The 19,525-nt window shown below is 42.7% G+C and carries 15 protein-coding genes; 2 read left to right on the top strand and 13 right to left on the bottom strand.

Going from position 1 to position 19,525, the window contains the following annotated elements; translation table 11 throughout:
• Position 1: 1 nt before the first annotated feature.
• From F6K38_RS11225 to F6K38_RS11200, 6 genes are all read right to left on the bottom strand, one after another.
• Positions 2-328, bottom strand: coding sequence for a phosphopantetheine-binding protein (locus tag F6K38_RS11225; RefSeq protein WP_287356617.1), 327 nt, complete (start codon positions 326-328; stop codon positions 2-4).
• A 207-nt stretch (positions 329-535) separates the two neighbouring features.
• Positions 536-3,214: a condensation domain-containing protein gene (locus F6K38_RS11220; RefSeq protein ID WP_287356615.1), complete on the bottom strand. Its 2,679-nt coding sequence runs from the start codon at positions 3,212-3,214 to the stop codon at positions 536-538.
• 114 nt (positions 3,215-3,328) lie between these two features.
• On the bottom strand, positions 3,329-4,051 hold the full coding sequence (locus F6K38_RS11215; RefSeq protein WP_287356614.1) for a sulfotransferase family 2 domain-containing protein: 723 nt from the start codon (positions 4,049-4,051) through the stop codon (positions 3,329-3,331).
• A gap of 188 nt (positions 4,052-4,239) precedes the next feature.
• Positions 4,240-5,724 (bottom strand): sulfotransferase family protein, encoded by a 1,485-nt coding sequence (locus tag F6K38_RS11210; RefSeq protein WP_287356612.1) that lies wholly within the window; start codon positions 5,722-5,724, stop codon positions 4,240-4,242.
• Between the two features lie 21 nt (positions 5,725-5,745).
• Positions 5,746-7,038, bottom strand: coding sequence for a radical SAM family heme chaperone HemW (hemW, locus tag F6K38_RS11205; protein WP_287356610.1), 1,293 nt, complete (start codon positions 7,036-7,038; stop codon positions 5,746-5,748).
• A gap of 56 nt (positions 7,039-7,094) precedes the next feature.
• Positions 7,095-7,385, bottom strand: coding sequence for an acyl carrier protein (locus F6K38_RS11200; RefSeq protein ID WP_287356608.1), 291 nt, complete (start codon positions 7,383-7,385; stop codon positions 7,095-7,097).
• Between the two features lie 568 nt (positions 7,386-7,953).
• On the opposite strand from F6K38_RS11200, the gene F6K38_RS11195 reads away from it, so the two are divergent.
• A complete protein-coding gene (locus F6K38_RS11195) occupies positions 7,954-9,402 on the top strand; it encodes a class I adenylate-forming enzyme family protein (protein ID WP_287356606.1) in 1,449 nt (482 codons plus the stop codon).
• A 32-nt stretch (positions 9,403-9,434) separates the two neighbouring features.
• Here the strand turns inward: F6K38_RS11195 and F6K38_RS11190 are convergent, their stop codons facing one another.
• The 7 genes from F6K38_RS11190 to menA all read right to left on the bottom strand — a co-directional run bounded on the left by F6K38_RS11190 (position 9,435) and on the right by menA (position 17,570).
• The gene (locus F6K38_RS11190; RefSeq protein ID WP_287356604.1) at positions 9,435-10,352 is read right to left on the bottom strand and encodes an Rpn family recombination-promoting nuclease/putative transposase; all 918 of its coding nucleotides are present in this window, start codon (positions 10,350-10,352) and stop codon (positions 9,435-9,437) included.
• 147 nt (positions 10,353-10,499) lie between these two features.
• Positions 10,500-11,456: an Rpn family recombination-promoting nuclease/putative transposase gene (locus tag F6K38_RS11185; RefSeq protein WP_008187038.1), complete on the bottom strand. Its 957-nt coding sequence runs from the start codon at positions 11,454-11,456 to the stop codon at positions 10,500-10,502.
• 236 nt (positions 11,457-11,692) lie between these two features.
• A complete protein-coding gene (dusA, locus tag F6K38_RS11180; RefSeq protein ID WP_008187036.1) occupies positions 11,693-12,715 on the bottom strand; it encodes a tRNA dihydrouridine(20/20a) synthase DusA in 1,023 nt (340 codons plus the stop codon).
• Positions 12,716-12,902: 187 nt separating this feature from the next.
• Positions 12,903-14,396, bottom strand: a complete 1,494-nt coding sequence (locus F6K38_RS11175; RefSeq protein ID WP_287297288.1) for a 2-succinylbenzoate--CoA ligase — start codon at positions 14,394-14,396, stop codon at positions 12,903-12,905.
• Positions 14,397-14,517: 121 nt separating this feature from the next.
• Positions 14,518-15,465: an o-succinylbenzoate synthase gene (locus F6K38_RS11170; protein WP_287297287.1), complete on the bottom strand. Its 948-nt coding sequence runs from the start codon at positions 15,463-15,465 to the stop codon at positions 14,518-14,520.
• 487 nt (positions 15,466-15,952) lie between these two features.
• Positions 15,953-16,651 (bottom strand): bifunctional demethylmenaquinone methyltransferase/2-methoxy-6-polyprenyl-1,4-benzoquinol methylase UbiE, encoded by a 699-nt coding sequence (ubiE, locus tag F6K38_RS11165; RefSeq protein ID WP_287296926.1) that lies wholly within the window; start codon positions 16,649-16,651, stop codon positions 15,953-15,955.
• A 7-nt stretch (positions 16,652-16,658) separates the two neighbouring features.
• Positions 16,659-17,570, bottom strand: coding sequence for a 2-carboxy-1,4-naphthoquinone phytyltransferase (gene menA, locus F6K38_RS11160; RefSeq protein ID WP_287296924.1), 912 nt, complete (start codon positions 17,568-17,570; stop codon positions 16,659-16,661).
• A gap of 333 nt (positions 17,571-17,903) precedes the next feature.
• On the opposite strand from menA, the gene F6K38_RS11155 reads away from it, so the two are divergent.
• Positions 17,904-19,100, top strand: a complete 1,197-nt coding sequence (locus F6K38_RS11155; RefSeq protein WP_008187026.1) for a methyltransferase family protein — start codon at positions 17,904-17,906, stop codon at positions 19,098-19,100.
• Positions 19,101-19,525: the final 425 nt, after the last annotated feature.

Below are 19,525 nucleotides of genomic sequence, written 5' to 3'. Positions count from 1 at the left end.
TTCAAATTTCTCCTTCTTCCTCTTCAAAATTTTTGTCAACATTTTCTTCTAATTTATTTCCTAAATCTGGATATTTTTGGATAAGATAATCCGTCAAGTTTGCAATAGTTTGCGCTTCTTCAACAATGACAACTGAAGGTAAAAACTGGTTCAGTTCATCTTCGATCCTGTTAAACAACATTATCACCTCGAGAGAATCACCCGCCAGCTCGAAAAAGTTATCATCAATTCCCACTTGAGAAATCTCCAGTACATCCTGGACAATAGAAGCTAGTTTACGTTCAATTTTGTCGCGGTGGTCAATTTTTTCGATATCAATTTTTTCCATAGTTGCCTCACTGTCTAGGTTAATTTGTTGTTGCAGATATTCTTGTGTGTAAAGTATCAGGAGATTTTTACTGATACTTAGCTGGAGATTATCCCTCTCTCTTGTTGGGCATTGTCCTCCCCTTGAAAACTAAAGTTACACTGTCGATTTTACGTCCTGCTATGACTACTTACTTTCTGAATACTTACTTATTTAAATTGTCTTCAATCAATCGGTTTTAGGAATATTTGGCTCGGAATTTATTGCAGCGAAACTTAGCTTCTTAGCTAAGGCTTCACTGTGGATCATCGAGAAATGGTCGCCAGGAATTTTGTAGATCTTGATGCCACCTGTAGCTAGATAACTCCAACCTTCGATTTGTTTTTGGGCTAATTGTTCCGATCTTTCCTCAGCACAGAAGAGGGTAATCTGACCTGAGTAAGGTTGTGGTACATAAATATGTTTGGCTTGGAAATTGGCTTGTAAAACTGCAAATAGCTGGCGCATCTGCTCTAGCCCGATTTCTGGTGGCAATATCTGAAGTCTTTTTGCCTCCTTAAGGATATAGTTTAATGCTTCGTCCAACCCCAGTTGCCGTATTTCGTCCGCTGACACTGGCAGTTCTTTGTTAAAAGGACGACTTATAATTTTGGCAGTTAACTCTACCAGCATCGCTTCATCTGGTTTGGGCTCGTTGAGAATGCTAGGATTAAAGCTGTCTATCAATGCCAACAGTGCTATTTCATGTCCCAAAGATCGTAACTGTTGGGCAACCTCAAAAGCGACGAGACCACCGAAAGACCAACCGCAAATTTGATATGGTCCTTGGGGTTGAACTGTCTGTATTGCTTTAATATAAGTGGTCGCCATGTCCTCAATACGAGTTAAAAGCTCCTGTTCTCCATTTAGTCCTACAGCTTGCAGACCATAGAAAGGTTGTTCCACACCTAGGTGGCGAGCTAAAGCTGCATAAGCTAAAACATGGCCTCCCACTGGATGAATACAGAAAAATGGTGGCAAAGAACCCGTTTCCTGAATTGGGACTAAGGGCGAGAAAATTTCAGTAGTGGACAGATCTCCTTGTTGTAGTTGGTGGAGGAACAACAATCTCTCTTGGGCAAAACTTAAGGGTAACTCTTGCTGGTGAGATACGGTCGCGATTGCTGGGGATGTGGGTAATTGCTTGTAAATTTGACGAATCCTGTTGAGTTGTTTTTCTAGTTTGGCTACTGTAGGAGCTTCAAGGATAGTGCGTAAGGGGATTTCTACCAAGAAGGTTTCTCGCAACCTGGAAATTAATTGAGCAGCTCGCAGGGAATGTCCCCCTAGCTCGAAGAAGTCGTCGTGGATGCCTACCTGTTTGATTTCCAAGACCGATGCGTAGATGTTGGCCAGCAACTCTTGAAGTGGTGTCTGGGGGGGCACAAAAGAAGCTGATTCCCTGGGGTTTAGTTTGGGTGCAGCTTGGCGATCGGGTTTGTTATACAGAGGTAAACTAGCTAGATGTAGGTCCCGATTGGCAACCAACTCTTCTAGGAGGGTCTGGAAGTTGTCCCGCATCTGCTTAATTGTAGACTCTTTAAACAAATCCGTTTTGTAGCGCAGTATTCCTATTAGTTGTTCGCCTTTCTCCTTCATGGATAGGGACAGATCGAAGTTAGCTATCCCCTCTTCCATCTCCACAAGACTTACCCTAATCCCTGCCATTTCTTGGGGCTTACTAGGAACATTTTGTAGGGCAAACATGGTTCTAGAAAGGATTGTACTAGGTACTCCCACCGACTCTACTAGCTGCTGAAAAGGCAAATGCTGGTGTTCGGTTGCCCCTAGGGTCACTTTACTTACTCGACTCACCAATTCTCGAAAACTGGGGTTTTTCCCTAGGTCGGTACGTAGAAGAACTAGATTACTGAAGTAGCCGATTAGCTTTTTGGTTTCCATTTGTTGGCGACCAGCCACCGGCGAACACAGGATAAGATCTTCTTGCCCTGAATATTGGTAGAGCAAAGTCTTAAACGCCGCTAGCAAAATGACAAACAGAGAAACTCCTTCGTTATATTGAAGGGCTTTGAGCGCTTCGGTTAGGTCTTTGGATAGTACCAGAAATTGAGCTGCCCCACGATAGTTGGGTACAGTTGGAGGCGAGTAGTCAGTAGGTAAATTGAGGAGGGTAATCTTGCCCTGTAGCTGTTGCTTCCAGTAGTCAAGCTGAGACTGCATCACCTCCCCTTGTAGCCATTGCCGTTGGCATTGGGCAAAGTCTACATACTGGATGGGCAGTTCCGGAAGTGGTGAGGGGTTTCCTGCGCAGAAGGCTTCGTAGAGTTTGGCTAACTCCCGTATAAATACAGTATCAGACCAGATATCGTTGATAATATGGTGGATTGTACGCAGGAGTACATGTTCCTTCTCAGCAAGACGCAGCAATTTAAGCCGTATTAATGGTCCTTCTGCTAAGTCGAAGGGTTGCTGGGCTACTTCCTTAGACAGTCGGTGGACTTCTTGTTCCTGTTGTTGTGTTGGCAGTCCTTCCAGGTCTATTAGTGGCAACTCTATAGCTATCTCTGGGGAAATAACCTGGATTGGCTGTCCATTAACCGTAGGAAATGTAGTGCGTAGGATTTCGTGTCGTCGGACAATTTCCCCTATACTTTTCTCTAGAATAGCTAGATCAAGCGCTCCCTGGAGACGAAAAGCTGCCCGTAGGTTATGGACGGGATTTCCTGGCTGCAACTGCTCGATTAACCACAGTCGTTCTTGGCCAAAGGAAAGGGGTAAGTTGCCATTGCGCCCATTTGGTTTAATTGAAAAAGCTTTATTTTTTGACTTGATGTTAGTTCTAATAGATTTCCAGAAGCCTGAAGTTTTTTTTGCTGTCTGGCTTGAATCATTAACTTTTTGTGACATGACTATATAGATATTTACTATAGGTTTAACTATATATATTTTTAAGCGATCGCTACTTATAAAGTATTGAAAATATACACAACACTAATAAAATAAAAGTGCGCGTTTAATTATTTACAAATATATTTTTTTAGAGATTGTTTTTTGTAGAGTATCTCCTTGTTGACTTTCAGAATAGTAGCCATCAAAGGTGTAGCCAAACAACTCAATATCTTCCTGGCAGTATTCTCCTACTAGTTTTTTGGTTTTTTCATTGTAATATGACCGATAGTCTCTATGAATGGTTTTGTTTAAGTGAGGCAGAGAGGCATCAATGCTGAGAACTTTACAGATATAGTCGAAGTCTTGAGGTAAGGTTTCATACCTACCAACAAAATCAACTATTAGCTTGCCATCAGCGTCAGTTATAACATCCTTTTGCAACTTGGTTGTTCCCTTGGCGAAGGGATTTTTGGTTTTGATTACCCACTCTAGATATTCCTCGAAACTTCCCATTGACTTAACCATTTCATGTCTGATATGGGTTGTTTCTTTGAGGATAAAGTGATAATAGGATACTTGCCAGTCCCAGGGATTTCTAACAAAACCAAACTTATAGAAGCTGTTAAATACTTCCTCATCTAGTTCTTTTTTAGCATCCCTTGCTTTTGCGTGTAAAAGAGCAGACTGCCACATTTCGTAAAAGGGGTTGGGTTTGTCACCTAAATTCTTAGGAGGACGAGCTATCTTAAATTTTTCTGGTTCACGAACATAGTCTTTGAGGGCTTCTCTAATACTTAAACCAGCTACTTTACTGATATGAAAAAAAATAAACTTGTGACTGTATGATAATATCATCGCTGTTTTATTCTGTTTGTTGTTTCGGGTGCATCTCATTTTTGCCGTTTGGGTGGTGCGTTACGGGACGGATTGTCCTAACACTTGCTACCGAGGAAATAAGGGCTCGCCCGTCCCTAACGCACCCTACCAACATTTACTGTATGATAATATCATCGCTGTTGTCTTATGTTTTTTATTTCCTACTGTTACCTAGAGAGTTTATCCTTATCTTCATATCCCAAATCAAATGATACAGGTAATACTTTGGCAATTTCCCTTTCATTTTTACGCCATTTATCGGGAGATGGTGCAGACAAGGTTAAGCGAGAAATGGGCAGGGATTGAGAAACCACGTGCTCGATCTTGCTATCCCAAGTCAATCCAGCAAATTCGCTAATTGCTTTTATAGTTTTGGCTGGCTCTCGAACTAAATCCCAATAGCGCACTAGACACCAAGAAGAGGCAGGTAAAGCTTGGAGGTCTTCCCAAATATAGGTATTAGCTATATTCCACTGATAAGCGGCAATTTCTGCTAGGCTACAGTTTTGTAGGGATAGCCATCCTGGGGTTAAAAGGAAAGACCACTCCCTAAAAGGCCAGCCAGGAAGATTTTTATAGGCAACAAAGCGTCGCGATCGCCAGCCTTCCATGATGCTACTGATATTGTCTTGGGGATCTCGATAGAGATAGATAAAGAGCGCTCCGGGAAATACGGCTTTGAGGAAAGGAATGCGTAGGGCATTCTTAGGAGTTTTCTCCAGAAATCGCACCATTCTAGGGCGCTGGTTAACTGGAAGTTCAAGGTAAGCTCGTCTGTCGCGATCGAGCAACTGCCTAGCAAAGCGCTCTCGTAGAGTTGAACAAATGTCAGGAAGGGCATCCGCCTCAATTAGTCGATTAGAACTAAAATTTCGGGTTGAAGGATGAAGTTCTGGTATCCCTTCAATAGTCTCGTGGCTTTCGGAGGCAATTGTCCACAACTCGGGAAACTGGCATAAGGTTTCAAACAACAGAGTACTGCCTGCCCTTGGAGCACAGACAATAAAAAGGGGCTTCTCAAATTCCGGAGATGGGAAATTCTCCTCAAGTACTTTGAGCTCCAGCAACTGCTGCGTTATAGTTACTAGCTCCCCTTCTGTTATTTCCAATTCTGGAGGCAGGCTATGGCCTACTTCAGCTAGGGTTGAGGACGAACGGAAGAACTCCAGAATCTGGGCATGTTTCGGCATACTTACCAGCTGCTGAAAACCTTTCTGAAGTTCTAGATTGTCTACAACTTGATAGCGAGCCTCCCCATGAAGCTTGGACTGAGCTTTAAGCTTTTTCCTCGCCAATGCCAACGAGCCTTTGGTAATCCTTTTAGTGACAGGAGGGTTCGAGGTTGACAACATCGAACTGATCACTTCGATGGCCTTTTTGCCCTTCCCCGATTGGGGGAGCCACTTATTCGCTTTAGAGGCGATTTGTTCCTTAAAATCCAGAATTAAATCTCGGTAAGTTAACTCCCCAGAGCTGTAGTCTCCAAATCGAGAAAATGCCTGTTCCCATCGGCAGCTAAATTCTTTAAGTTTGTGACTTAGTTGCAGCAGCTCCTCCGGAGATATAGGAGAGCTTTGTGCATCAGCAAGGATTTCAGCAGTCCAATTGCCAATCTCTTGGGGGGTCAAGACCTCAAAATAACAGGATTCCATCGGCTTTATGCGATCAGGTACTTATCGAGATATTTCCTTGAGAGACTCAGATAGAGTATGTCCCACGTAGTCTCCATAAAGAATACCTTTTGATGTCAGCTCGATCGCGTCGTTAGATACGGTCACAAAATCTTCTGCTTCCAGTTCTCTCAAAGTTGAAGCACAGAGTTTTTCCAATTTTAAGCCGTAGCGGTTTTTAAATCCCTTCAAATCTAGACGCAATAGCTTCATGCCCAACAAAACCTCTCGAACCATCCGATCCAAACTGGTGAAACGGTAGCCCCGAGCCAATGGCAGTTCGTCCCCCTCAACAATAGCCGCATACTTTTCTAAGTCGCTGGTATTTTGCAACAGGGCACCATCTAGACAGCCAAAGGCCGATACGCCAAAGCCATAAAAATCTATCCCCCGCCAAATACTGGTGGTGTACTTACTTTCGTCGCAGCCATCTTTGGTATAGGTGAAAAAGCTCCAGGGTAGGTAGTTAGCTTTTTCAAACCTCTCCATGGCATATCGCATAAATTGCAGCTCTTGCTCCTCGGAGGGTAAATTCACCGTCTCTTGTCTAACCCCAAGCTTAAAGACTTCTGTGTTGGCAAAAGCTTCCATTTTATAAACTGTTATACTTTCTACCCCCGTATCCAGAGCGCATTCGAGACTTTTAGCCCAAGTTTCTTCTGTCTCTCCTGCCAAACCGCTCAACAGATCGATATTAATCGACCATTTTCCCTGACCTGCTTCCTGGGCAATGTCTATCGCCCTATAAGCCTGTTTTTCATCGTGTCCCCGTCCGCTCAGCTTAATAATATCGTTGTCAAACGATTGCACGCCCATGCTAAGGCGAGTTACCCCTAACTGAGCGAGGGTCTCCATTTTTGAGCGAGAAACAGTTAGAGGTTCAGCTTCTAGAGAGAATTGCTTTTTGCTCTCAAAATGCTTGAAGTTTTTGTGGAGTGCCTCTACTATTTTCTCAAATTGATGCTCCACTAACAAAGACGGAGTTCCGCCACCAAAATACACTGCATGAATTGGTCTGTTTCCTAGGTCAAAGCGATCGCTAACCATTTCGATCTCTCGACAAAGGGCATCTATATATCCTTCTACTTCGGGTTTGTATTCTTTCAAGTCTAAGGTTTTGTAGTAACAGAAAGAACATCTTTGCGTGCAGAAGGGAATATGCAAGTATATGGACAGAGGCTTTTCTGATAATTTTTCTTCCAGAGCTGCTTTTTTCCAATGGCGAAAAGATGGATAGTTGGGAATTAAGGGAAGCCTCTTGGGTTCTAGCTTTGTACGTTGAGCAGTAGCGACCATAAGTTTAATTTTTTCCTTAATTGAGGATTTATTTTTCGACGAGTTACGATTAATAATTAACTATTAATAACCGATACTGCTTCCCTTTTTGAAGATACCATTTTAGTTGAGATAAAATCTGCCAAAACTTTGAGATTACTAAAATATTCAGGGTTCAGTTCCGAGTCAGAAAACTCCACTTCGAAATGTTTCTCGATTAAAGAAATCAGTTCAACGGTAGCAATGGAGTCGAATTCCAGACCATCCTCAAATAAAGATAAATTTTCGTCAATGTCTTCTACCTTGATATTGACATCCAGCTCTTCAGCAATAATTTCTTTGAGTTGATTAACTATTGTTTCAGACATGGTTAAGGAAAAAAAATGGTGAATCCAGTAGACTTCTATCCCTGATGGCCTGACGCATCTATCGAATTGGCCAAAAACGAGCTTTGAGCTGTGAATAGCAGAACACAGACAAAGCAAGGCTTTGAAGGACTTGTGTCAGGCGGTCAGGATCAATATTATCATATCCCCGTCAATAATACTATCAATCAGAGATGATTTGGTCAACACCCTAAATATTTAATTTTTTTTTTCACTTTTTTTACCCATATCGCAATACAATAGTGCTTGGGTTTTCAACCGAGAAAATGCCTTGAATAATGGCTGGGTTCACGGCTTTCTCTCCTATGTGTTCAGCTTCCTTGAAAGCCACAGATAAGTGATTATGAATTGGCAAGGGGGTTTTCAGCCGCGCAGACACTAAGTCAACGGCTTTTGCGGTTACAATCTTATGGGATTTGTGATTTGGTTATTGGATCAGCAACGCCCCATCTTCAACCACTTGAATGAGGTTTTATATTTGCAAGTGCCTACAGTTACAGGATAAGTATAATACCAGAGGATATTGGCATAATATTAAGATTGATGAACCATGAAGATTTTTGATCAAGTTACGAGTTCTGCTAATACACGAACACACCTACTGACAGATGGAGTTCTAAGTTGCTCCTACCAAGAAATTCCAGAGATTTTTGACAGAATTCAGAAGCATTTTAGCAAGTGGGGAATTAGCAAGGAAAATGGCCTTGCCCTCGAATGTGAAAATTCCCTGCCCAATGCCCTAGTCTTGCTATATTTGCTTGAAGTGGAGTCTAGTGTCCTTTTGCTGCCTAAGGTAGTTGGCGGTACTGAACTTAGTAAGTCGCCCCTTCCGCAATTCTGCCGTTACCGTGTGGTGACTGAGAGTGGTAGCACAGTTGATTTGAGACATCCGGAACAGTTTTGCCATCTGGTGGAAAATGAAGGGTGGATTGGCACTGGCGATCAGGCTAATCATGTCAGTCCAAAACTCTATTTGCGGACATCAGGGAGTACAGGAAAACCCAAAATAGCGGTACATTCCCACACCAAGTTAATGGGCAACGCCCTCAACTGTGTTAATAGGTTAGGACTCGAAAGCAACGACCGCATCGCCATACCTGTGCCGATTTTCCATATGTACGGCTTGGGAGCAGCCTTCTTACCTGGGGTAGCAGTTGGAGCATCTATTGACTTGCAGCCAAAGTCTAATCTACTAAGGTACTTGCAGAGAGAGAGAGACTTTAATCCTAATGTAGCCTTCATGACCCCAACTTTCTGTGAAACGTTACTCAAAGGGCGTAAGTCTCCAAGGAAATACAAACTGACTGTGGCAGCGGGCGATCGCATGAGAGAAGATACCTTTGCGCTCTATGAATCTCACATGGGCTGCTTAGTGAAATTGTATGGCAGCACGGAAATGGGAGCGATCGCAGCCGCCAGTCTCCAAGAACCGAGTGAAGTTCGCTCCCAAACCGTCGGAAAACCCATGCCTGGAGTGCAGATGCGTGTGGAAGAAGGAACTGGTGAATCCGGTGAATCCTTTGAAGGAATGGAGGGTGTTGGCGAACTCTGGTGCCAGCACGAATCGGGTTTTGAAGGGTATGTTGATGACAAAGGAAATCCGGTTGTTCAGGATACCCAAAATAATTGGTTCAAAACTAAAGATTTAGGTCGAATCTGGGCAGATGGTCATCTAGAAGTGTTGGGAAGGTGTGACCACAGCGTCAACAGAGACGGACTGCTGGTACTCTTTTCTGATGTAGAGAGGGCAATCGAGTCCATTGAAGGGATAGAATCTGTGGTCGTCGTTTCCAAGGGAGAAAGCCAACGAGGAAAAGGACTTGTCGCCTATTGTGTCCTTGCCAAAAATGCAAAAATTACTGAAGTAGATATCCACACAGCTTGTTTTGAGAGACTACAAAGGCGTGCTATTCCCGATCGAATTTCGATTATGAAATCTTTGCCAACTTTGCCTAATGGTAAAGTCGATCGACAAAAGCTGATCGGTCTCGACGCTTAGGTTGGTGATTAGTGTTTGGTGATTGATGGATTTCACTGGTCGAATTGGTTATCCCGCAACCAATTCGACAAATCTACACTGGTGGTAAAATCTGCCATAGCAACTCCTAAACCTTCTAATTGTTCTAGAGATAATTGTTGAATTCCCTCTAGAACTTCTGAGGATATTGCACCAAGTTTGCCTTCCAGTTGACGGGATATCAGTCCCTGCATTAATAATCTCCCTTCTTCCCGGCCTTGTTCGAGAGCTTGACGAATTTCACCTTTGCGGTCTTCCATAAACACTTCTCGTTTGTGTAATTCTTCCAAGTCTTTTCTACTCATATTGGCTTGATTAGCTATGGTTAGCGCCTGAGCAATTTCCGGGATTTCTGATAAGGTATCGGGAATTGCTTCTAAATTTGGGGCTTCCTTCATAAAATATATCCATTTCTCCGATGCCGTTTCTAACTCTTCTAAAGACCGGGAAAATTTCGGCAGTTCCACAAACACCATGCTTAGGTGTTGGTTTCGGTAGATAAACTTCTCTTGCTCTTCTTGAAATAGAAATCGAGTTAGGTATCGGTCGGTTTGCTCAAACATGGTGAAGTCTGTAATTGTTAAAGCAATCACCGGCTTAAGTTTAGAATATCCTTCTCCATATTTTAATTGAGTGCTATAGGTTTTGGCGAGATTATAGATTACTCGTTTATCAAAAGCTGGAACATTTAACACTTGCATTTCAATAATTACCGTCGAGCCGTCATTTAGAATCGCCTTGACATCCAGGTATGTATCCTTTAACTCCGTAGTATGGCCAGCATTATATGGGTCAATAATCTCTAAGTTATTTATCCGAGATTCTCCTTGATATATCAGAGCATTTAGAAAGCTAATCAGGACTTCTTTACTTTCAGAGGAACCAAAGATTTTCTTAAAAGCAAAGTCGGTTTTGGGGCTGATAAATCTCATGGTTAATTATTGATTGGTGATTGTTGATTAATGAATTTCACTGGTACAACACTACTACTTAATAGGCTTGTAGGGTGGGCAAAAACCGTTTAGTTCTTTTGATAATTCTAGATTCTATAATTTTGCCCACCCTACTTAATAGCTATATCATTGGTTATCCCGCAACCAATTCGACAAATCTACGCTGGTGGTAAAATCTGCCATAGCAACTCCTAAACCTTCTAATTGGTCTAGAGATAATTGTTGAATTTTATCTAGAATTTCTGAAGGTATTGCACCAAGTTTGCCTTCTAGTTGACGGGATATCAATCCCTGCATTAATAATCTCGCTTCTTCCCGGCCTTCTTGTTTACCTTCTTCTCGGCCTTGTTCCCGACCTTCTTGTTTCCCTTCTTCCAGAGCTTGACGAATTTCACCTTTACGGTCTTCCATAAACACTTCTCGTTTGTGTAATTCCTCCAAGTCTTTTCTACTCATATTCGCCTGATTAGCTATGGTTAGCGCCTGAGCAATTTCCGGGATTTCTGATAAGGTATCGGGAATTGCTTCTAAATTTGGGGCTTCTTTCATAAAATATATCCATTTCTCCGATGCCGTTTCTAACTCTTCTAAAGACCGGGAAAATTTCGGCAATTCCACAAACACCATGCTTAGGTGTTGGTTTCGGTAGATAAAGTTATCTTGGTCTTCTTTAAATACAAATCGAGTTAGGTATCGGTCGGTTTGCTCAAACATGGTGAAGTCTGTAATTGTTAAAGCAATCACCGGCTTCAGTTTAGAATATCCTTCTCCATATTTTAATTGAGTGCTATAGGTTTTGGCGAGATTATAGATTACTCGTTTATCAAAAGCTGGAACATTTAACACTTGCATTTCAATAATTACTGTCGAGCCGTCATTTAGAATCGCCTTGACATCCAGGTAGGTATCCTTTAACTCCGTAGTATAGCCAGCATTGTATGGGTCAATAATCTCTAAGTTATTTATCCTAGATTCTCCTTGATAGATTAAAGCATCTAGAAAGCTGATCAGAACTTCTTTACTCTCAGAAGAACCAAAGATTTTCTTAAAAGCAAAATCGGTTTTGGGGCTGATAAATCTCATGGTTAATTATTGATGGATGATGGGGAGCGGTTTTTGAAGCATAAAATCTGGATTAGAGCAGTATTTTTTCGCTAAATTCGCCACTACCACTATTATGTTTATGATTATTATATCTTATAATAGTACAAATATACTTAATAATATATAACGGGGTATATAGCAATAAAAAACCGTCAGCATATGCTTACTACAAAGCTGACCGCTGATCGCTGACCGCTGACCGCTGTATGCTTACCCTAAGGAATTTTAGCTAAAGCTTCGCGAACGACATCAGAACCAACACCAACTAGGCATGAATTTTCAGTTAGATGACGTTTCCAGGCTCTACTACCTGGTTGCCCTGCAAATAATTGCAGCATATGTCTGGTAATTTTATTCAGCTTAATACCTTTGCCTACCCAGTGATCAATATAGGAAAACATGGCTTCGACCACCTGATGGCGAGTTGGGGGTATAACTGTATCGCTATAGATATCACAATCAGCTTTGGCAAACAGATAGGGATTGTCGTAAGCTGCACGCCCAATCATTACCCCATCGACATACTTCCGTTGTTCTCGCACTTGTTCAAGACTAGTGAATCCACCATTAATTTCCACGAATAAGTCAGGTAACTCCTGCTTGAGACGATGGACGTCACTGTAACGTAAGGGTGGGACGTTGCGATTCTCTTTTGGACTCAAACCCTGTAGCCAAGCCTTGCGAGCATGTACAGTAAAATGCTGACAACCGGCCTCTGAGACAATGCGCACAAAGTTAGCCATGTCTTCATAGCGGTCAAGGTCATCAATACCGATACGGTGCTTGACAGTAACGGGTATGTTCACTACTTTAACCATATCCTCTACACAGCGTGCGACCTGGTCAGGCTGCGCCATCAAACAAGCTCCAAAATTGCCATTTTGCACCCGACTACTGGGACAACCAACGTTGAGATTAATCTGGTCATAGTCCATAGCTTCAGCAATTCGGGCACATTCAGCTAAGTCACTGGGAGTGTCACCACCAACTTGTAAGACTAGGGGTTTCTCCTGTGGGGAAAACCCTAGCAAGCGTTCGCGATCGCCATGAAGAATTGCTGCACTGGTGACCATTTCGGTGTAGAGTAAGGTCCGTCCTGTAATCTGGCGCATGAAATAGCGATAGTGGCGGTCAGTGCGATCCATCATTGGCGCAATACTTAAGGGATAACCGCTACTAATAATTTTGGATTCCGTTGGAAGTGATTCGGGTGAAATAGCTCTACTCAGGGGAGTCATGGGTCGAGGCAGTTATAGCGCTACACGCAAGTCAGAAGTTAGAAGTCAGAAGTCAGAAGTAAGCTATGACTAAGTTTTGGAGTTTATGAATGTCAAACATCTGAATGGGTAGTGCTATACTATCAAGAAGCGTTCGCGCAGCGTGGCCGTAGGCCAATCGCATTTATCCCCAGCTTAACAATTTAGATTAACTTAAACAGTCTCGCGCAATAACTTTCACCTGTTCATAATTCAATTTCCCTTGACCATTGCGCGGTAAAGATTCTACCGCCACCCAATCCTTAGGACACTTGAATTTACTCAAATTCCCCTCTACGTTCTGTTGCACCATCGCAACAGAAACCTGATCGGAACTAGGTACAAAAACAGCGGTTACTACTTGACCCCAATAGTCATCGGGTAAGCCAATCACACAAACATCACTGACGAGCCCTGTGCCACGAATTACCTGTTCTACCTCAGCGGGAAACACATTTTCACCACCGGTAATAATTTTGTTACTGCGACGCCCAACAGTATATAAGTAACCCTGTTGATCGAAATATCCTAAATCGTCGGATTGTAGCGTTTGGACTCTGTTGGGAAATTTACTTAGCTCAGACTCTAGGGCGATATTTTTACTAGCGCTATAGTAGCCATGGAATAAGGACTTTGCCTCAATAGTAATCACACCGGTAGAGAGCGCCTCCACGATTTCCCCAGTACCATTGCGAATTGTCACCTTGGCATGGGGTAACACCTGACCACAACTATTGTTAGCACTGTTAGCACTGTTACCACTGAGGAAATCTTCAGGTTTAAGGGTCACTACACCAGAAGCGGTTTCGGTCATGCCATAGGTGAGAGCTAAAGGAATACGATCTTGTCTTGCTTGTGTTAATAGGGATTCCCAAGCCGGAGCACCCCCTAACAACACTGTCCGAAAGCGGGATAACCAGTCAACCGCATCTTGGTTGATCAGCTTGGCTAGTTGAGTCGGTACCAGAGAGATAAAAAATTCTTTGGGATCAATATCTCGTCCTTTGCCAGCTTTGAGGGCTTTAAAGGGCAAAATCACCATACGTCCACCGGTGGTTAGCGATCGCATAAACTGCATCAAACCACTGACATGATACAGAGGCAAGACACAAAAGGAATTCACTGGCTTGTTCCCAAAATAGTGATGAAACCCTGCTACTGATGCCATCAAGGTTTCCCAAGTGTGAATGGCAAAGCGGATTTTGCCAGATGAGCCCCCTGTGGGAATCATAATGAGTGCTGAGGGCTGATTATTGAATAATTTATATTTAATATTGAGTGTTGAGTGTTTATTATTGAGTTTTGATGGCTCAATGATACTGGCTAATTCTCCGATAATTAGATCGGGATGGATTTGGTTAAGGACTTGTTGCCATTCTGGTTGTACCCAGTGGGGATTCCCTAAGAAGACATGACAATTACTGGAAACAGCAGCTAGGAAAGCGGCGATAAATTTAATAGGACTTTGCTCTACTAAAAGAATTTTCGGTGCTTTTTCCTGGGAAAGTTGGGAGAATTGCTGATAGTATTGCTCAATGAGTTGGTGAAGTTGCTGGCTATCATAACCAATCAGCCATTGTTCACCAGAACGTTGTTGGACATAGCTTAGGGGCTGTTGGACGTATGAATCTTCCCCACATTTACTCTTTAAAGCTTCAACCATCTAACCAAATCACCTTAACACCCAATAACCTTCAACCATCAAACCTTCAACCATCAAACCTTCAACCATCAAACCTTCAACCATCAAACCTTCAACCATCAAACCTTCAACCATCAAACCTTCAACCATCTAAGGTTAAACCTTCATTAAACCAATGGTTGACACCAAAACCTACAGCTCGCTTGAGGTCAGAGAGTTCTGCTGCTAACTGTAGAACCGCTTGTTGACCAATGGTAGTTTCCAAGGCGGATGAAAACACGGTATCAATCGGATAGGTTTGGCAAAACTGCCGTAGTCGTTTCCGAGAACCTGCGATCGCAGCTTTAATCACAAAAATTCCTCGCCATCCCCGCTGGTAACAATGTTCAAGTTGGTCAAGGGTTGCCACAGATTCATCCAATGCGATCGCAGTCGAATAGTTGTGGCTCATCTCCAACATCACATCGAACTGCTCTGGAGGTAGCGGCTGTTCGATAAACTCAACGGCTCCAATAGTGTCACATACCATCAGCCACTGCTCAGCTTGTTGTTTAGTCAATCCCCCATTGGCATCCAAACGCAATTGGGCAGAAGCAGGTATTGCTTCAACCAACTCCTGAACTCTCTTGACTTCATCCTCAATCGGAGCAATACCAATTTTACATTTAAAGCTTCGGTATCCCTGATTCCAGGGAGCTTCCCAGGACTGTTTTGCTGCTTGATTACTCGGTAACAGGTAACTGTAGTGTTGTTTGCTTTGTTCAAAGTCCTTTGTCCAAAGTCCTTTGCCAATCACTAGCTCCCAAGCCGATTCAAACCCAAATTGACAGCAGGGGAGTTGAGCAGGAATGGCGAAAATCTCCTCTGTAGTAATCTCCTGAGGTAATTGCTCGCAAAAATTAAAGGCTTGTTCCAGAGTTTCCGAACCAAACCAAGGGATAGGAGCAATTTCACCCCAGCCAATGTTCCCTATTTCATCACTAAGGCTAAGAATGATACCTTCTCTGACTGTCCATTTGCCATGACTAGTAGACAACGGATGCTTAAAGGGACGCTGGTATGGGTGAAACTTGAACTGATAGTTCGTCATTGATGAATTGCTAATTGCTATTTTTAATTGCTATTGCGCTGCATCCCTATGTAAGCTATCAGCTATCAGCTATCAGCTATCAGCTATCAGCTATCAGCTTTCAGCTTTCAGCTTTCAGCTTTCAGTGATCAGCTTATGGGTTATAGCACTACGCATTCAGATGTAAGACAATTCCTAAACTCCGAAACTTAGTCATAGCTTACTTCTGACTTCTGACTTGCGCGTAGCGCTATATCACAGCATCGAAGCCTGCAGGGTTATTCACAGCGTCGTTCGCACAGCGTGGCCATTCGCGTAGCGTGGCCAACGGCCAAGGCCAAAGCCTGTACCACGCAGATGGTGCTTTTGAATAAAATAAGCTGACCGCTAACGGTTGAGAGCTAACCACTGACGGCTGACCGCTGACGGCTGACCGCTGACGGCTGAATGCTTACATCCCGATTCCCGATTCCCGATTCCCGATTCCCGATTCCCGATTCCCTATTTCCTATTCAACACTTCTAGGTTTAGTCAATACCAATACTCCTAAGGTTCCACCAACAATCGGGTAGTGAGTTGCACGAAATCCTACTTGCCGTGCTAAAGATTCTTGCTTCGGACCACGGGGGAATCGCTGTATACTCGGCCAGATATAGGCATACTCTTCCTCAAGTCCTTGGTGACGGGCTAGGGGAACAACAATCGTTTCCATATACCACTGTTCAAACTGCCGAAACAGAGGCTGAGACGGTAAGTGAAAGTCAAGAATTGCTGCTTTAGCGCCTGGTTTAACAATACGGTAAATCTCCTTTAGGCTTTTGGGGATATCTACGACATTACGTAATCCATATCCCATAGTTGCTCCGTCAAAGGTATTGTCAGCAAATGGTAAATCTAAAACATCCGCCTCTACCCACTCAATGTGTGGTTCAGAGGATTTTTGTTTTGCGATCGCTAACATCTGGGGAGCAAAATCTACTCCATACACCTTTCCTTGAGTGCCTACTTTCTCCGCTAATAGTCGAGTCAGGTCTCCACTGCCACAACAAAGGTCAACACAGGTATCTCCTGGCTTAGGTTCAGCCCATTTAACCGTCATCAGCTTCCAAATTCGATGCTGACCCCAACTGATCCTGTCATTTAGCTGGTCATAGTTAGAAGAGATGTTATCAAAAATTCCCTGAATCTCGTGGGATTGCTCTGACATGATTCGTTCAATTAAGGTTAATTAAGAAACCGACACCCAACAAGAGTCCACTCCAAAAATGTAGCGCTACGGCAATAAACTTACAATTACTCACCTTTTCCGGTTGGTTGTAATGAGCGTTAACATGGCGGCAAAGCTTGATAGCAAAGGGCAATCCCACCAAAGTGAGTAATGTCCATATGGGGAATAGCCCCATGAGCACAAACCCACCAGTAGCAGCGAATAGGCTACCACAAATCCAGGGCAACAGTTGAGCACCTCGTTTGGTGCCAAGGCAAACAATAGGCGATCGCTTCCCAGCTGCTATATCATCCTTTACTTGGTGAAAATGGGAGCAAAATAGAATTAACATAGTCCCAAGACCCACAATTATCGATGCCGCCAGGTTAGTCACAGACCAACTCTGGGTTTGACTGTAGTAGGCAGCTGACATGCCTAACGGACCAAAGCTCAAAAAGGCCAGAATCTCTCCTAGACCTTGGTAGCCCAGGCGGAAGGGAGGTCCTTGGTACATATAGCCAAGGCTGCAGCATAGGAGTACTAACGCCATCAATGTTAAGTCTTGCTGCCACCAGCAGATCAGTAGCATGCCAAGGATAGCCAGTCCTAAACACAGGTTCCCTAGCCAAAAAATTAACGATTTGTTTCCCGTCAGGTTCACTATCGAGTGAGCTTTGTTTTTATCAATCCCAGTCTCAGAGTCAAACACATCGTTACTCAGATTCTCCCAAGCCAGAATCAGAATCGAAGCACTGACAAAGGTCAAAAATATCGTCCAATTGAGGTGATTGGTCTCAAACCATGCCACAGCAGCTGCTACCCAAACATAGATAATTGCCACGCTATACATGGGGGGCTTGATGGCTGCTAGCCACAGTTTCTGTTTGGAGCTAGGAGCATTAATTGTGTTTGTTGTCAAAATAGTCACGGAATATGAATGCCAGTCGTGCTAGAGTGACCGTCAAACCATAAACCAATACTGCTGGGACTGTTCAAGCTTTGGGTCAACGGTCTTCAACGGTGTTAAGGGGCTGACTAGCAGAATACCATTAATCCCAATCAAGGTCGTGAATTGATTATAGGTTAATATTTTGTAAATTTTATTTAAAAAATATTAACTAAAGTTGTAAAATAACAACTATTAATATAAGACTTACGAAAAATTGAACCCTAAACTATATAAGTAGTAGGGTGCGTTATTAACGCACCCTGTAAGTCTTGTAAGCAATCCTAAAAAGTATGACTCAAAAGTATGACCAGTAATGTCAAAGTGCTAGCACGGGATACTCTAGAGATAAAGTCGAAACAGCAAAGATTTGGACTGCCATCTAAATTGGTAGGTTTAGTCTTGGCGATCAAAAAGTATTTCCCAGAAGCTATCAATAGCTTAACGAAAGTTATTGGTAATCGAATCAGACTCTTAGAAAGAGCAGAGATGCTGGCAGATGCTACCAGTTTCCAACGTACTGCAATTATTATGTCAGCCGTGAAACTTGGTGTTTTTGATTATCTGCACAAGCATCCCGGAGTTTCTGCTAATTTAGTAGCCAGGGACTTGAATCTTAATTTGATATCAACCGAGCGATTGCTTAGGGTTTTGGAGAGTCTCGGTTATCTCAACAGTAGCCAAAGTAGCCAAACTAATCATGATCAAGGTGTTGGCTATGTTAACACCAAAATAACTAAGAATTATTTGGTTAAAGAAAGTCCAAGTTATTTGGGTGATTATTACAATCTAGTCTCTCAGACATGGTCATCCTGGTTATCATTAAATTTAACTATCCAAACTGGCAGCTCAAATCAGCAGATGGATTTGTTTAATGGTAATGATGAAACCCTTTATGAGTACTATGCATTTGCTAACGAATATCTGAAAGAACCGTCCCGAGAATTGTTCACTAAAATTCCTATTGATCAGGTTAAGAGAATTATTACTGGCGAAGTGGGTATTACCTTTATAGGCAAGCTACTGGAACGCAAACCCGATGTAGACTTTGTGCTGGCAGGCTTGGAAAATCAAATTAATTTTTTAGAGCGACTTTTAAGCAAGTATCCTTTACCTAAATCTCCGGAAGAGATTATTATATCTCCCGAGGGAAACGCTTTGTCTGACCAGTGGGGTGCTAATGAAGAGTATGATATTGTATTCTTATTTAGAAAATTGTCCTACAGCGATTATGGTAGCCAGTTTATCAAAAAATCTTTTCAGGTTTTAAGACCAAAGGGTATGGTGATTATCCTGGAACCTACCACTGACAGTTTGGTTCCTTCACCATCATTTTTGCCAGAATTAGAAATAATGGATTTATTGATTGGCGGAGTCAAAGCTCCCCCGCTTTACTCCACCGATAAAATTGTTAACCTCTTAAGAGAAGTAGGCTTCATTAAAACTGAAGTGGTGTCTACTCAAAAGGGCAGCTTTTTATTTGTAGTAGGTTGGAAAAATTAATCAGGGATTGTTTATACTAATATCCCCTTGATTTCCGTCTTGATTAGTGACCAAATAAATGATTGGTCATCAAAACCAAAATTTTTACTACCAAAACTATTGCTCATCATTAAAATTAAAAAGCGATGCAGCGCGGTCTTGGGGAGGCAGCGCGGTCTTGGGGGTTTCCCCCATGAGCGACTGCCGTGGTTCCCCCCATGAGCGACTGCATCAAGAAATGATGGTGAGCAATTATATAATTCTAGGGTAAGCGCAAGAAAAATCAAACCAAAATGTGATAGCGATGCAGCGCGGTCTTGGGGGTTCCCCCCACTCGCGCTTTGCATCAAGAATAGAGCAAGGATTATGACCATAGTAAGCCTTGATTATCATAATTATTGAAATTAATTATCAATAGTTTGGAGAATACCCCCTATTTATTGATT

Origin of the sequence: Moorena sp. SIO3B2 (assembly GCF_010692525.1) — a bacterium.
GTDB lineage: Bacteria > Cyanobacteriota > Cyanobacteriia > Cyanobacteriales > Coleofasciculaceae > Moorena > Moorena producens.
This window is presented reverse-complemented; position numbering and strand designations above follow the sequence as displayed.

Bases quoted from the DNA above. Each gene is read 5' to 3' on its own strand.
- F6K38_RS11190 (WP_287356604.1), bottom strand. From the start codon at position 10,352: ATGAGATTTATCAGCCCCAAAACCGACTTTGCTTTTAAGAAAATCTTT.
- F6K38_RS11185 (WP_008187038.1), bottom strand. From the start codon at position 11,456: ATGAGATTTATCAGCCCCAAAACCGATTTTGCTTTTAAGAAAATCTTT.
- F6K38_RS11220 (WP_287356615.1), bottom strand. From the start codon at position 3,214: ATGTCACAAAAAGTTAATGATTCAAGCCAGACAGCAAAAAAAACTTCA.
- F6K38_RS11155 (WP_008187026.1), top strand. From the start codon at position 17,904: ATGACCAGTAATGTCAAAGTGCTAGCACGGGATACTCTAGAGATAAAG.
- F6K38_RS11225 (WP_287356617.1), bottom strand. From the start codon at position 328: ATGGAAAAAATTGATATCGAAAAAATTGACCACCGCGACAAAATTGAA.
- hemW (WP_287356610.1), bottom strand. From the start codon at position 7,038: ATGGTCGCTACTGCTCAACGTACAAAGCTAGAACCCAAGAGGCTTCCC.
- F6K38_RS11195 (WP_287356606.1), top strand. From the start codon at position 7,954: ATGAAGATTTTTGATCAAGTTACGAGTTCTGCTAATACACGAACACAC.
- F6K38_RS11170 (WP_287297287.1), bottom strand. From the start codon at position 15,465: ATGACGAACTATCAGTTCAAGTTTCACCCATACCAGCGTCCCTTTAAG.
- F6K38_RS11200 (WP_287356608.1), bottom strand. From the start codon at position 7,385: ATGTCTGAAACAATAGTTAATCAACTCAAAGAAATTATTGCTGAAGAG.
- dusA (WP_008187036.1), bottom strand. From the start codon at position 12,715: ATGACTCCCCTGAGTAGAGCTATTTCACCCGAATCACTTCCAACGGAA.
- F6K38_RS11210 (WP_287356612.1), bottom strand. From the start codon at position 5,724: ATGGAATCCTGTTATTTTGAGGTCTTGACCCCCCAAGAGATTGGCAAT.
- F6K38_RS11175 (WP_287297288.1), bottom strand. From the start codon at position 14,396: ATGGTTGAAGCTTTAAAGAGTAAATGTGGGGAAGATTCATACGTCCAA.
- F6K38_RS11215 (WP_287356614.1), bottom strand. From the start codon at position 4,051: ATGATATTATCATACAGTCACAAGTTTATTTTTTTTCATATCAGTAAA.
- ubiE (WP_287296926.1), bottom strand. From the start codon at position 16,651: ATGTCAGAGCAATCCCACGAGATTCAGGGAATTTTTGATAACATCTCT.